The sequence below is a fragment of the Streptomyces sp. F001 genome (assembly GCF_004187715.1).
Classification (GTDB): domain Bacteria; phylum Actinomycetota; class Actinomycetes; order Streptomycetales; family Streptomycetaceae; genus Streptomyces; species Streptomyces flavusporus.
This window is the reverse complement of record NZ_QZWF01000002.1, coordinates 942,310-954,807: the sequence shown is the minus strand read 5'-3', so window position 1 is coordinate 954,807 and position 12,498 is coordinate 942,310. Positions and strand designations below refer to the sequence as shown.

Sequence of the window (12,498 nt, the reverse complement as noted above, 5' to 3'; positions counted from 1 at the left end):
ACACCCCGTCCCCACACCCGGCACCCGGCATCCGGCCGAGAGCAGCATCCGAGCCGGCAGCCTCGTTCGACAAAGGAGGCACCATGGCCCGTGGCATGCCCCAGCACAACCGCCCCCGGACGAACTCCCCGCATCATGCCTTGGCGCCTGCGACGCAACCCACTGCGCCGCCGCACCGACCTGTGGCAGGCATGGATCGCCCTCGGCCTGCTGCTCACCGTGCCGGCAGCCACCCCCGCCGCCATGATCCTCACCGGCGACATCGCCCACCGCCACTACACCCGAACCGCCCAGCATCAGGCCCAGACCCGACACGAACGCGCGCAGATCCGCAAGCACCAGCGCCGAGCCGCACGCGCGCCCAAGGGCAGCCCTGCCAAGACCGCCGAGTACGCCAAGGTCAAGGCCCGGGAGTCGGACCGGCGCAAGGACTGGTGAGAGAAGAACTCGCGCATGAGCCAAGCTGAGTTCGTCTGCGTATCCTGCGGCTTCCCCTGCAACGCGGACGAGAACGCGGCCAACAACATCGCGGCAGGACAGGGCGGAATCCCCCGCCCCGGGCGCTCAGCCTGTGCCGGAGGGACGACACCGCCCACACAGCGGTCGAGCGTCCGTGAACCTCAATCCAACTGGGTTGGAATCCCCCTCTTTCAAGAGGGGGAGGATGCCAACCAAACCAAGCCCAAGATCCGGACCACACGCGGGCCAACACTCCGTGCACCGCAGGCCCAACCATCGTTTTGCCCGGTCACAGCTCCGCACAGGGCGTACCACCAGCAGACGAAGAAACTGCTGGACGGTGGATCGTCACCAAAGTCGTCAGTGAGCCCTTTCAGGGTGGCCACCGATCGGGTGACGGGCTGCGGGTGCGAAACCGACAGGGCCCCGGTGCTGTTGAGGGAGGTGTTCGAAGTCTCAACTCATCAGCGCTGGAGCCCTGTTGGTTCCCCATCCTGCCGTACTCGACCTGCCGCACGCTCTCGTCGAGTGGCTCACGATGCTCATCGTCACCCGTGAGGGTGACCGCCGCTGCAAACTCCGTCCGTCCCAGCGTGCGCTGGTCGCTCTGGTCTACCTGCGCAAGCACGAGCCCCTGGCACAGATCGCCGCGGCCTTCCAGATCTCGGTCGGCACGGCCCACGCCTACACCTCGGCCGCCGTCAGCCTGCTCGCCGAGCGGGCACCGGGCCTGCTGAAGGCCCTGCGCGAGGCGGACCCGGACTACGTGCTGGTCGACGGCACGCTCGCCGAGTGCGACCGGGTCGGCGACAGCCGCAGCGACTACTCCGCCAAGCACCGCCGGCACGGAGTGAACCTGCAGCTGGTGAGCGACCCGGACGGACGACTGCTGTGGATCTCCCCGGCCCTGCCCGGACGCACCACGACCTGACCGCCGCCCGCACCACCGGATCATCCGGATCTGCGAGCGCCAGGGCGTTCCGATCCTGGCCGACTGCGCCTACATCGGGGCCGGTTCCTGGGTCACCACCCCACGACGGCGCCCTCCCGGAGGCGAGCTGACCCCGACCCAGCAGACCGTCAACCGAGCGCTGTCGCGGACCCGGGCAGCCGTCGAACGCGGACCGGCCCGCCTGAAGACCTGGAAGATCTTCCGCAAGGCGCGATGCAGCCCGAATCGAATGACGTCAATCGCCAAGGCCGTCCTCACCCTGGAGCGTCAACGCTGAAAGGGCTCAGTGACGCCGGTCAGGCAGACGTCTGACCAGCCTCACGCTGCAGCCGGATGAGCAGGGCCATGAAGTCCAGCTCACCCAAGCCGGTCGATATGCACGCCTGAAGCAGCTGCTGCACGACGCCGGTGACGGGCAGCGGAACCCCGCCGGCTGCCGCCGACTCAAGGGCCAGGTCCAAGTCCTTGCGCATGAGCCGCGAGCTGAACGTCGATGTGTAGTCGTCCGCCAGGAGAGGCCCGATCTTGTACTTGACCAACGGCGACGCCACCGCCGAGGCTCCGACGACCTCCAGAAGCTTGTCCCGTCGTACGTCGTGAGCCTCGGCCAAGGCGACGCACTCGGCAAGAAGCTCGGCAGTCCCGGCGACCATGAGGTTGAGAGCCAGCTTGATGATGCGGGCAGCGTCCCCTCGCCGACGTTGAACACATGGGGACCGATGTCGCGAAGGAGACCTTCGACGGACGTGAAGACGGCCTCCTCGCCGAGGCGAGGATCGTGAGGTTCCCGGCACGTACGACACCCGGGTTTCCGCTCACCGGAGCGCGCAGGTACCGGACGCCGCCGACGGCGGCCGCGGCGGCCACGTGACCGGAGACCTCGGCCGAGACGGTGCTCATGTCGATGAGCGTCTTCCCCTGCCGGCTGCGGCGTGCACGAGCCCGCCGTGGGGTGCGAGCGCGACATCGGCAAAGGCGTGGGAGTCGGCGACCATCGTGATACAGACATCCGACCGGGCCCACGCCTCGGAGGGCGCGTCCAGCTCGAACGCGCCCTGGCAACCAAGCCGTCCGCCTTGCCCTTCGACCGATTCCAGACGCTGACCTTGTGGCCCGCGCTGATGAGTCGTTCGGCAATGGCGGATCCCATCTGACCGAGACCCAGCACGGATACGTCCACGTTCATCTCCTGGGTATGAGGTGCGCGACATGCGCACAGGGTTGTTGATCGCACCCGGGCCACGATGCGAGGTGATGCGCATGGCCGGCCCGGGCGCCTCGGCGGCCTCCCGCTACATCGACGCAGCGAGCTGCCAGTCGAACGCGAGCTGCGCATGGGAATTGAGATCGCAGAGGCTGCCGAACTTCCACCGAAGTACACAAGGGGGTCCGAGTCGGCGGAGTAGCCGCAACTGACCACCTCGCCGATGAATATCGTGTGGTCTCCCCCGGCGATCTCTTCCTTCACGTTGCAGGCGAAGTGAGCGACTGAGCCGTCAACCACGGGGAGATCGTGGTCGGTTCGCAGCCCGACGCCGGCGAACTTGTCGTCACACCGGCTCGCGAACTGAAGCGCGTGCCGTTCCTGGCCCCGGGAAAGGACGCTGACGGCGAAGACTCCGGAGCCGGAGATCGCGTCCCTGGTGGCAAGCGTGTTTCCGACGCACACCAGCAGCATGAGCGGATCCAGTGAAACGGACGCCACAGCGCTGGCCGTCATCCCTGCCGGCCCGTTCGGAGTCCTGGTGGTCACGATCGTGACGCCGGTCGTGAACCTCGCCATTGCTCCGCGATAGATAACACTCATTTCCTGCGTGGTCGATGCACCCATGATGCCCTCCGTTGCCTGTAACGAGATGGCTTGAGCGTTCCTGTCATCAGGTGCCCTGAGTGTGACTGACGACGTGTTTACCGACGCGAAATCGGTCAGGCCTATCGGCGCAACTGCATGACGAGCCGGCGGACCTCGTCGGACGGCGGCACGCCAAGGTCCCGCATCCGCGCGACGTACCGCTGGTAAAGCGCCAGCACGGCGTCATCGCTGCCGCTGGCATGCGCCAGCCTGATGGCGAGCTGCCATGCCTGCTCGCGGTACGGATCTTCGCGGAGCACGCGGTCGACCAGTTCCTTCGCCTCGCGATATCGGTTCATTCGATAGGCGAGCCTGGCTGCGTCGACTCGGGCCGCCAAGAAGGTCTCGGACAGAACGATGCGACGCTCGGCGACCCACTCACCTGAAACCGTCGCAAGGTAGGGCCCCTCTCAGCGCTGCTGAGGGCGCGCGACAGCGTCTGGAGACGGATCTCTCCGTCCTGTCTCCCAGCCTGGGCGACGAGGTCGACCGCCTGTTGCGCCGAACCCATGGCCAACGCGGGGCGACCAGTTGGAAGACGTCACCGTCCTGCGCCGGGTCCAAGCCGTCGGGCAGTACCTCGCGAAGCCGGTAGAGCGCCTGCCGCAGATAGCTGCGGCCGCAGCATCATTGCGGCCACCGAAGAGCGCCCCGAGAAGCTCTTCGCGGGTAGCCCTGCGGTCGGGGGCCCAGAGCAAATAGCTGAGGAGCTCGACACTCTTCGTCAGCCGAGGCTGGGTCAGGTTTCCGTCGACCATGAGGGCCGGCTCGCCGAACTCCTCGAGGACGAGTCGGGGCGTACTCACGTGCACGCGCACGGGATGCTGGCCGGAGAGGACGGCGAGGATCTCGTGCCAGGGCGACATACGACTGGACTTGGTGTCCGCAGCTCTCGCCGCAACCGACGGGACGTCGGCAAGGGCCGTCAGCAGCAGGTGCTGTGTTCCATGTGCCGAGGCGGAGACCATCGCGAGGTCGGCCGTGGCGTCGGACTCGTCCTCGAGTCCGAGGCGCCACTGCGCCTCGGCAAGGTACACGGCGGCCGTCGGGAGATCGAGATGGCGGTCTCCCTTCTGCATGCTGCGGAGGCATTCCGCGAGGTAGTCGTGCGCCTCGGCATCCCTGTTCTGCAGAAGCATCGACAGACCCGACCACATCTGCCACGTCTCCCGTGTGAGGGTGTACGCCGAGGATCCGTTGGCGGCCGCCTCCGCCAGCACGCCGTCGGCACGTTGTGTGTCACCCTCGAGGCGCAGCCACAGCTTGGCCTCGACGAGCAGGCTCATGTTCTTGTACACCTGCGAGCCGGTTGCCGAGATGAGCTCTCTGCCTCGCTGGATGGAGGCGCAGGCCTCGTCTCCCCGGCCGAGGTCGAGCATGAGATCGACAGCGTCGACGGCATGCAGCCAGACGGCTGCGATGAACCACGGCGAGGCTCGAACATCGCCATCGCGGCGTCGAGTCGCCCGGTGGCGCGCAGTGCGGCGACGGCCCAAGGGCCGCCGAGTATCGTGCGCCACGGATCGAACGATCCCGGGTCGTCGAGTCCCTCAAGGCGACCGCGCAGGAAGGCGAGCCGCATCAGCAGACCGTCGAGCGGGCCGGACGGCGTAGTCGAGTACTCGGGGAAGGGCGGTGGCTCCTCGCCGGTGGCCATTGCGATCAGCGTGAACGCGATGTGCCGGTTCCGGCCCGGGGGCAGCTGATCGGCGATGGATCGCGCCTCCTCGATCCGCCCATGGTGCCAAAGACACCAACAGGCCAGGACGTGGGCCTCCTCGAAGTCGGGGGTCTCCGGCTTGGGAAGCCAGTCGTATCCATGGCGATCGACGAGTTCCACTCCGCGGTCACATTGCTCGAGTGCGAACGCGACGCGCAGGATGACCGATCCGATCTCCGGGGCGGAGTCCCAGCCAACGCCCCCAGTGCATCGAGCCAGCGTGCCGCCGGCGCGAAGTCCATCCGGGCGACAAGGCTGGGGAGGGCTACGGCAGCCAGCCGCCGGCCGCCTCCAGGTCGCCGAGCAGGAGCAACTCGTCGATGGCTTCCTCGTGCTCGCCGCGCGCGATCAGGAGCTCGGCGTGCCTGCGACGCACGGCGCTGATCGTCTTGGCGTCCTCCCGGCCCAGAGCCTCGAGCAGGAAGTCGCGGAACACCGGGTGCGGCGCCATACGCGAACCGTCCGAGGACCACGTCACGGGGAGGTGCCGGGCGCGGAGGTCCGCCATGACCTGCGCCGCGTTCTCCTGGCCCAGGGCCCGGGCGCCGCCCACCGACACCTCTTCCAGCAGACTGGTGTGCAGGAGGAACGTTCTCTCCGTCGGGGAAAGAGTTGAAGACGTTCGCTGCGACATAGGACCGCAGCAAATCGGGATCCATCGTGTGAGAGCTTGTATGGCACCAGCCCTCGAACAGGACGCCCGTGACCCAGCCCCCGTCGCCGCAACCGCCTGAACCGGGCTCACGTCTACGCGGCCGACGGTTCGCAGGGCTGCGGCGGCTTCCTGGGCGTCGAAAGAGAGATCGCTCTCGACCAGCTCACCCACCCGGTCGCGCTCGCTCGTCGAGCCCGTGTCGAGACTGACGTCGACGCGCGAAATCAGTACGAGGTTGACGCCGGGCGGCAGGTAGCGGGCGAAAAACGACAGCACGGCGATGCAGGTCTCGTCGGGAGCGATTCGTTCCACGTTGTCGCACACGAGAATGAGCCGACTCCCCTGAAGGGTTTCCGCCAGCAGTCCGGCTGCCTCGCCGATGTGGAGACTGCTGCTCAGGGCGTCGGACGCCACATCGGCTGCGCAGGGGACGGCGCCTTCGACGGCCGCCTCGAGGTACACGAGCAGGCGGCCCGCCGCCTGCTCCGTACCGTCGAGTGACAGCCAGGCAACGGGCCTGTCGAGGTCGCGGACGGCCAGAGCCACTGCCGTGGTCTTGCCGGCCCCGGCCGTCGCGAAGACGTTCACCACGGTGTGGCGGTCGAGCAACCCTCTCAGCCGTTGACTGAGCCTTTCGCGAACGACGATGTCCTTCGCCGGCTCCGGCATGGCCAGTTTTCGCCTGATGATTGCGCGATGCTGTCGACCCGGCCCCTTTGAGCCGCTTGGCCGATCGGAGCGGAGTCACCCATCGATCGTCGCGCCTCCGTGATCCTCAGTGCTCTTCCGGGAGCTTACGCCAGTCGTCCGGGAAGAAGAACCCATCCGACGTGGAGGAATCGGCGACTGAACTTCGATCCAACGGGCCGGTTCGTCATGTTCGTTGACGAACCCATGTGTGCCGTTGGTACCCGCCCACACCAGATCGCCTGTTTCGACGACCTCGTCGTTGCCGTCGAGGTCCCTCGCATGCCGCCGGAGGTGAAGTAGTAGATCTCCTCGAACGGGTGGTAGTGGACCTTGGCCGCCTGGCCCGGGCCGGACTTCGGCGCGATCTCGCACACGAAGACGGTGTGATGCTGTGCCCCCAGGAGCTGGTCGACCATCATCCTGAGGCTGATGTTCTTGACGTTGGACCGTGGTAGCCGGGCATCGACAGCTGCGCGTACGGGGCCATGTCCGAGTCCTCGAAGTGCCCGACGAAGCGATGCCGGGGTCCGTCTCCGACGGGCGACCGAGATTCTCACCCGGAGTGGGCTTGGCGGCGATGCTGCTACGGGCTCCGTCGAACGTCGGCGGCTTCGGTCGCGTACCTACGAGCCACGTAAGCCCCTCGTCACCGGCGGTCAGCACATGGGCGACGCCGACAGGCGCCACACCGTAGTCGCCGGAGCCGAGTTCGTAGCGCAGCCCGGCAAAGGCGGCTTCGCCGGTTCGCCCGTGATGAACACGACTCCTCGAACGGGCAGCGGGTCCAGCCCGTCGTCGCCCGGGAGCCAGCTTGTAAAGGCTCACCTCCAGGTGCGAAGCACCCTGCTCATGCCCGACCAGGAGCGCCTGCCGAAGACCCGGCACGCCCTCGACATCGAAGAACTTCCGATCCGCCGCACGTGCAATGTAGTAAGCCATGTCAACCCCTCCGTCCAACGCGAAGATGCCCTGGCTGGCATTCCTCGCCCAGTTGCTGCTGATCCTCATCGGGCCTTTGCCCGAGAGAACGCTGAGGTCGGCGGTCCGCGCCGGCCACGGCCGCGGACCGCCCTGCACCGTCGTCGGCTCAGCGGACCCGTGAGCCCTCAGCCCGCACGCCGTCAAGGCGTCGGGCATACTCGGCTGCTCGGTGTAAGCCGTCACCTCGGGGGCCTCAGGCTCCGGAAGGCCGCAGACCTTCCGGGCAAGCTGTGCCATCGGTCCGGAGGGCGACAGCTCCGAGCGCTTCATCGTGAGCATCCGAGTGGGGAGCAACGGGGTCCCGTTGAACTGCTCGAAGGTGCTCACCCGGTCGCCGAAGTCGGAGAGGAAGAGGTCACGGATGACACGCGAGATGCGCATGCGGTCGTAGGGCTCGCCGACCGCACCCGCCTGCAGCGGCGCGAGCCAGTCGTGGAGCTCGGGATTGTTCCACTGCTCCTCGGGGGAACAGCAGCGAGGCACGACCGGCGAGGTCGACCACCTCGTTCCTCATTTCCGCGTAATGGTCCAGGTAGTACGACCGGCCGAAGTCGAAAGCAGGACGTTCGGCTTGTAGAGCCCCGCCGGCGAGATGAACCCTTCCGTCTCGGACGCGATCACGTGGGCTCGTATCGTCTGGTAGAACTCGACGAGACGCGCCACGCGTGCCTGGACCGGCGGAAGCTGGTAGGTGCCGAGGTGCTCGGTCATCAGCATCGCGAGCCGGCCATGAGCTCGGCCCGGACCATCGTCCGGATGAGCGCCTCGTAGTGCACCCAGTCGAAAATGCGCTGCGGGTACAGAGAAGCGTGCTCGGTGCTGCCGATGTGGAAAACGTGCTCCCACGGAATGAACACGTTGTCGAAGATGACGGTGCATTCGAGCTCGTCACCGCCGAAGAAATCGGGTGGTTCTCGGGGTCGTCACGAACCGTCGCCTCGCGGGAAACCATCGCGACGCCCGGCGCGTTCGCCGGACACACGCCGTAGATGACCTGTTCGCTCTCGATTCCCGGGCGTAGAAGACGCCGATGTGAATGTAGTCGGCGAACGGCCGTACCGGTACTCACGGCTTTGACACCGTTGACCACGATGCCGTCGTCGCGAGTCTCCACGATGCGCAGCGCGCTCTTGGCCGCGTGTTGTCTTGGACCGGTCGATCTGAGGGTCGATGAAGGCGAAGGCGCAGTTCCAGTCCTCCTCCTTCAACTGATCCAGGAACTTTCGGATGCCGACGGTCAGGTCACGCCCGCCGGTGCCCACGGACTGGTCGCTCCACGGCTGCGGGTCCTCTTCGTAGGTGATCAGGCCGTAGTTGTTCGCGCACGGAGTCCGCCCCGTCGAGCCGCCGTCGAGCTCCCGGACCACGGTCTCCAGATACACACGCTTGCGCCGCAGCCCCGCGGCGTCCGTGTGCGTGAACCACATCATCGAACGACGCACTCCGTCGTCATCGACGAAGGTCATGACGTCCTGCATCTCGGGCTCGTGATGCAGGTCGTAGAACTTCGCCATGCGCTGGGCCTGCGCCCTGGTCAGCGGGTGGGTCGTGACGTCGTCGACCCGCTCACCTCCGACCCAGACAACGCGCCCGTCCCTGAGAGACTCCAGATACTGCTCGCCAGTTCGCATCAAGTGCCACCTCTCCACTTCACCCAAGTACCGTCGTGCATGGACTGTTGTTGCCGGCCGTCGGTCACGTTCCACTCGACAGAACGTCACTGGGAAACTGCCGCGAACCCGTTGTGAACTTAGCCTCAAGGCGTTAGGAGCCAGGAAATCGGCGCTGTTATCGACTGAGCACTCGAACTGCTCGATCAGAATCGACGAAAGCGCATCTTTCCCAGAAGTGGGGACTCGCTCGGCCGTTGATTCCCTTGAGCTTAGCCGCAGGATGTTAGTGGGGTGTTAACCGCTACGAAACAGCGCCGTCAATTCTGTTAGGGAGCCCGGTAACAGGGCATTGGAGCTCGACCGGCGCATGAATGGCCGGCCTGTTTCACGGCCGCGACGGTAACAGGTGGACGGGGTCACGCACGAGTGCTGCCGAGAGGCTTCAGGCCTTCCTCGTCCGGCACAGCGTGAGGCCGGCCGGACTTCCGTCCGACCGGCCTCCTTGGCCTGACGTTTCAGAGCTGGGCTTCCACCGGTGCGGCGGCGCCGGCATGTCCAGCTCGAAGGCCATGACACGATGGAAGCGTGACAAGGCGTTCCACATGCTGATGCACATGACCAGCTCGACCAACTGTGCCGCGTCGAACACCCGGTGCACTTCGTCGCGCAGACCCGCCGGGACACCGGTGAGGCCGTCGTCCGCGGGGACCGTCGGAAGGGAGACCGTCATCTCCTCAGCCAGCTGAAGTCCAACTGCTCCTGCCTGGCGAAACCTTCGAGCTTGCCGTCGCAACGGCCGCGAGCTCGTCGACCTCCACCCCCTTGGCCAACGCCGACGTGCAGCGGTGACTCGCGGTATAGCGGCAGTGGTGAGCACGGCGATGCGTACGGCGACCAGGTCCTTCAAGCGCCCGTCCAACGCCCCCGGGCCGTTGAGCTGCCGAGGAAGGGGAGGTACTTGGCGAGCAGGCCGGACTGTTCCCGATGCGCCCCAAGTGTTCAGCACTTCACCGTAAGCCTTCACCCCCTGGGCGAGGGCGGGTTGTCGGCCGATGAGAACTGATCGGATGTGAGATCGGCAACCAGCGACATGGGAATCACCTTTCGACAGGCCCTGCCGGTGAGCGGCTGGGCTCGGGTTGAGGTCTGGCGGCACGCCTGGGAGTGGCCGTGTCTGCGGGCGAGGTCCGGCGGCGCGGTGAAGCGCCGGGTTTCCGCAGGCCGATCGCGATCCCCATCGCGTTGAGGCCACGGCACCAGGGAAGGTCAGGGCGACACGCGAGGCGAGCACCCAGGTGAACGGGCCGTCCCGGACCTGCGAGTACAGGTTGAACCATGAACAAACCGAGCCGACCGCCAGGGCGGCCAGATCGTCTGCGTCAGTGACCTGCCCCGTACGGCACTGCGCAGGCCACGCTCCAGGCGACAGGGGAGTCTCCGTTCGCGGTCTTGCTCAGGCCGCTCATGGTGTCCCTCAACGCTCCGGCCTCACGCACCATCGTTCGTGCCACGTCTCCCGCGGGGTGCCTCGAGGCAGCAGACCTCCATCACCCACCCTCCTTCACCCTCGGAACAGGCTGAACGCAGGCCAGTGTGCGCCTCCCACCGTTAACCCTCGGGAAGGTGCGAGGTGGCCGACTGCCCACGTGTGAACCCTCCGTTAGCCGCTTGCAGCGCCTCAGCTCGTCGATCCACTCTCCGCAGCAAGGAATGACCCTGACTGGAGGGCCGAACATGCTGCAGTTGAACTTGGAAGGCCGCACGGCTTTTGTGACCGGTGTAGTCGAGACTGGGCTTCGCCATCGCACAGGCGTTGCTCGAGCGTGGTGCCAAGGTGGCGATCGCAGCGAGGACGAGGCGGCTGTCAAGGCTGCGGCCGGTCGCCTCATCACTGGATCCGACGCGGAGGGCGTGCTCCCCGTCGTCGCGGACGTCACCGACGCGGATTCCGTCAACAGCGCGCTGGCAGAGGCGCACGCGTGGCAGGGCGGCCTCGACATCCTCGTGAACAACGCAGGTCCGCAGCTCGCCCCGACCCCCTGGACAAGGTCGACGAGAAGATCGTCGCGTCGTCTTCGACACGAAGCTGATCGGGTTCATTCGCGTCGCGCAGCCGCTCTCCCGTTCTTGAGCCGGACTGGCAGCGGCAGCATCGTCAATGTTGTCGGCGCGACCGCACACATGCTGATTCCAATGCCGGTGCTGCGGCCATCGTGAATTCGGGTGTGGTCGCGCTCACGAGCTACCTGGCGGCCGAGGCGGCTCCCAGCAACATCCGGGTCAACGGATCTCCCCCGGAATGACGAAGACCGAGGCTGGCTCACCAAGACCGAGGCCATGGCCAGCAGCAGGGCAAGAGCCCCGAAGAGGTTCGGGCCGGCATGGCTCAGGGCTTGGCATTCGCCTCAACCGCGGCCGAGCCCGCCGAAATCGGCGCCGCGGCGGCGTTCCTGGCGTCCGACGACGCCTCCTACGTGACCGGTCAGTGCTGCTGCGCGTCGACGGCGGGATGACGAAGCCCGTCGCCTGATCGCAGGCCCACAGGCAAGCGCCATCCAAGCCCGCACTCGCCTTGGATGGCGCTCCTGGTTTGCGCACGTGGGTATCCGCCGAGTGCTGTGCAACATCGACACCCTGGAGTGTTGGAATGCTGATCGGAATCGTGAGCGAAGCCCACCGTGGCGAGACGCGCGTTGCCGCGACTCCCGCCACCGTGGTCCAGCTGGTGAAACTGGATACGACGTCGTCGTGGACGGGCGCCGGTGCGCTGTCGAGCTTCCCGGACGACGCGTATATCGAGGCCGGTGCGAGGTTGGTGACCCGCTCGCGGCAGACATCTGTTCGGGGTGGACGCTCTCACGCCGGAGCAGTTGGACGGGTTGAAGCCGGTGCGACGGTCATGGGCATCATGAGCCCGGCGTGAACCCCGCGCTGGTGGAGGACCTGGCGAAGCGGCCGATCACGGCGTTGGCGATGGATGCGTGCCTCGCATCTCGCGGGCGCAGTCGTTGGACGTGTTGTCGTCGATGGCGAACATCGCGGGCTACCGGGCGGTGGTGGAGGCCGCGCACGTCTTCGCCGGTTCTTCACCGGTCAGGTGACAGCTGCGGGCAAGGTGCCCCCCGCCAAGGTGCTGGTCTGTGGGCGGGGGTGGCGGTCTGGCCGCGATCGGAGCGGCAGGCAGCCTGGGCGCCGTCGTCCACGCCACCGATCCCGCCGGAGGTCGCCGACCAGGTGAGGTCGCTGGGGGGCGAGTACCTCTCGGTCGAGCGGCTGACACCGGCGAGGTGGAGGTGTCCGCGACGGGTTACGCCAAGGAGATGTCGGAGGACTACAACACCCGTGCGCCCAGCTGTACAGAGAGCGGATCACGGAGACGGACATCGTGATCACGACAGCGCAGATCCCCGGCCGGCAGGCGCCCACGCTGATCACCGCGGAGATGGTCGCGTCGATGAAGCCGGGCAGCGTGATCGTGGACATGGCCGCCGCGAACGGCGGCAACGTCGAGGCGTGGTCCGGGACGAAGCGGTGGTCACGGCCAACGGCGTGACGATCATCGGCTACACCGACCTG

At 66.8% G+C, this 12,498-nt stretch carries 14 protein-coding genes and 3 pseudogenes; 8 read left to right on the top strand and 9 right to left on the bottom strand.

Annotation, left to right across the window (positions count from 1 at the left end):
• Positions 1–135: 135 nt before the first annotated feature.
• Both StrepF001_RS50045 and StrepF001_RS11885 read left to right on the top strand, forming a co-directional pair.
• Positions 136–438, top strand: a complete 303-nt coding sequence (locus StrepF001_RS50045; protein WP_346656921.1) for a hypothetical protein — start codon at positions 136–138, stop codon at positions 436–438.
• Positions 439–940: 502 nt separating this feature from the next.
• Positions 941–1,688, top strand: a pseudogene (locus tag StrepF001_RS11885) (transposase family protein).
• Between the two features lie 19 nt (positions 1,689–1,707).
• Here StrepF001_RS11885 and StrepF001_RS11880 read toward each other — a convergent pair.
• Complete coding sequence (locus StrepF001_RS11880) at positions 1,708–2,085, bottom strand: NAD-binding protein (RefSeq protein WP_276322818.1); 378 nt, start codon at positions 2,083–2,085, stop codon at positions 1,708–1,710.
• Positions 2,086–2,120: 35 nt separating this feature from the next.
• Here StrepF001_RS11880 and StrepF001_RS47630 point away from each other — a divergent pair, with 35 nt between their 5' ends.
• Positions 2,121–2,282: a hypothetical protein gene (locus tag StrepF001_RS47630; protein ID WP_240797422.1), complete on the top strand. Its 162-nt coding sequence runs from the start codon at positions 2,121–2,123 to the stop codon at positions 2,280–2,282.
• A gap of 192 nt (positions 2,283–2,474) precedes the next feature.
• Here StrepF001_RS47630 and StrepF001_RS49485 read toward each other — a convergent pair.
• The 4 genes and pseudogenes from StrepF001_RS49485 to StrepF001_RS11850 form a co-directional block, all read right to left on the bottom strand.
• A pseudogene (locus StrepF001_RS49485) lies at positions 2,475–2,597 on the bottom strand (NAD(P)-binding domain-containing protein); the annotation flags it as partial.
• A 746-nt stretch (positions 2,598–3,343) separates the two neighbouring features.
• Positions 3,344–3,661 (bottom strand): annotated as a pseudogene (locus tag StrepF001_RS11860) (bacterial transcriptional activator domain-containing protein); the annotation flags it as partial.
• A gap of 12 nt (positions 3,662–3,673) precedes the next feature.
• A complete protein-coding gene (locus StrepF001_RS11855) occupies positions 3,674–4,642 on the bottom strand; it encodes a hypothetical protein (RefSeq protein ID WP_129798208.1) in 969 nt (322 codons plus the stop codon).
• Between the two features lie 606 nt (positions 4,643–5,248).
• The gene (locus StrepF001_RS11850) at positions 5,249–6,307 is read right to left on the bottom strand and encodes a hypothetical protein (protein ID WP_129798207.1); all 1,059 of its coding nucleotides are present in this window, start codon (positions 6,305–6,307) and stop codon (positions 5,249–5,251) included.
• A 958-nt stretch (positions 6,308–7,265) separates the two neighbouring features.
• On the opposite strand from StrepF001_RS11850, the gene StrepF001_RS45545 reads away from it, so the two are divergent.
• Positions 7,266–7,430, top strand: a complete 165-nt coding sequence (locus StrepF001_RS45545; RefSeq protein ID WP_165396189.1) for a hypothetical protein — start codon at positions 7,266–7,268, stop codon at positions 7,428–7,430.
• A gap of 389 nt (positions 7,431–7,819) precedes the next feature.
• Here StrepF001_RS45545 and StrepF001_RS46345 read toward each other — a convergent pair whose 3' ends face one another.
• From StrepF001_RS46345 to StrepF001_RS11840, 4 genes are all read right to left on the bottom strand, one after another.
• Positions 7,820–8,026 (bottom strand): 4-hydroxyphenylacetate 3-hydroxylase C-terminal domain-containing protein, encoded by a 207-nt coding sequence (locus StrepF001_RS46345; protein ID WP_206306821.1) that lies wholly within the window; start codon positions 8,024–8,026, stop codon positions 7,820–7,822.
• Entirely contained in the window at positions 8,020–8,166 is a 147-nt protein-coding gene (locus StrepF001_RS46340) for a hypothetical protein (protein WP_206306820.1), read from the bottom strand. Before StrepF001_RS46340 ends, StrepF001_RS46345 begins: the two co-directional genes overlap by 7 nt.
• 66 nt (positions 8,167–8,232) lie before the next feature.
• On the bottom strand, positions 8,233–8,940 hold the full coding sequence (locus tag StrepF001_RS46335) for a 4-hydroxyphenylacetate 3-hydroxylase N-terminal domain-containing protein (RefSeq protein WP_206306819.1): 708 nt from the start codon (positions 8,938–8,940) through the stop codon (positions 8,233–8,235).
• A gap of 424 nt (positions 8,941–9,364) precedes the next feature.
• Complete coding sequence (locus tag StrepF001_RS11840) at positions 9,365–9,652, bottom strand: hypothetical protein (protein WP_129798206.1); 288 nt, start codon at positions 9,650–9,652, stop codon at positions 9,365–9,367.
• A 1,004-nt stretch (positions 9,653–10,656) separates the two neighbouring features.
• Between StrepF001_RS11840 and StrepF001_RS11835 the strand changes: the two genes are divergently transcribed.
• The 4 genes from StrepF001_RS11835 (at position 10,657) to StrepF001_RS47615 (ending at position 12,475) form a co-directional block, all read left to right on the top strand.
• Positions 10,657–11,139: an SDR family NAD(P)-dependent oxidoreductase gene (locus tag StrepF001_RS11835; protein ID WP_165396232.1), complete on the top strand. Its 483-nt coding sequence runs from the start codon at positions 10,657–10,659 to the stop codon at positions 11,137–11,139.
• Positions 11,140–11,315: 176 nt separating this feature from the next.
• A complete protein-coding gene (locus StrepF001_RS50040) occupies positions 11,316–11,435 on the top strand; it encodes an SDR family oxidoreductase (RefSeq protein ID WP_165396231.1) in 120 nt (39 codons plus the stop codon).
• 134 nt (positions 11,436–11,569) lie between these two features.
• On the top strand, positions 11,570–11,845 hold the full coding sequence (locus StrepF001_RS47620) for a hypothetical protein (protein WP_240797421.1): 276 nt from the start codon (positions 11,570–11,572) through the stop codon (positions 11,843–11,845).
• A gap of 462 nt (positions 11,846–12,307) precedes the next feature.
• Entirely contained in the window at positions 12,308–12,475 is a 168-nt protein-coding gene (locus StrepF001_RS47615; RefSeq protein WP_240797420.1) for a hypothetical protein, read from the top strand.
• Positions 12,476–12,498: the final 23 nt, after the last annotated feature.

Excerpts from the sequence above, each read along its gene's own strand:
- StrepF001_RS50045 (WP_346656921.1), top strand. The coding sequence starts at position 136 with ATGCCTTGGCGCCTGCGACGCAACCCACTGCGCCGCCGCACCGACCTG.
- StrepF001_RS47630 (WP_240797422.1), top strand. The coding sequence starts at position 2,121 with ATGGGGACCGATGTCGCGAAGGAGACCTTCGACGGACGTGAAGACGGC.
- StrepF001_RS11855 (WP_129798208.1), bottom strand. The coding sequence starts at position 4,642 with ATGCTCGACCTCGGCCGGGGAGACGAGGCCTGCGCCTCCATCCAGCGA.
- StrepF001_RS11850 (WP_129798207.1), bottom strand. The coding sequence starts at position 6,307 with ATGCCGGAGCCGGCGAAGGACATCGTCGTTCGCGAAAGGCTCAGTCAA.
- StrepF001_RS45545 (WP_165396189.1), top strand. The coding sequence starts at position 7,266 with ATGTCAACCCCTCCGTCCAACGCGAAGATGCCCTGGCTGGCATTCCTC.
- StrepF001_RS46345 (WP_206306821.1), bottom strand. The coding sequence starts at position 8,026 with ATGCTGATGACCGAGCACCTCGGCACCTACCAGCTTCCGCCGGTCCAG.
- StrepF001_RS46335 (WP_206306819.1), bottom strand. The coding sequence starts at position 8,940 with ATGCGAACTGGCGAGCAGTATCTGGAGTCTCTCAGGGACGGGCGCGTT.
- StrepF001_RS11840 (WP_129798206.1), bottom strand. The coding sequence starts at position 9,652 with ATGACGGTCTCCCTTCCGACGGTCCCCGCGGACGACGGCCTCACCGGT.
- StrepF001_RS11835 (WP_165396232.1), top strand. The coding sequence starts at position 10,657 with ATGCTGCAGTTGAACTTGGAAGGCCGCACGGCTTTTGTGACCGGTGTA.
- StrepF001_RS47620 (WP_240797421.1), top strand. The coding sequence starts at position 11,570 with ATGCTGATCGGAATCGTGAGCGAAGCCCACCGTGGCGAGACGCGCGTT.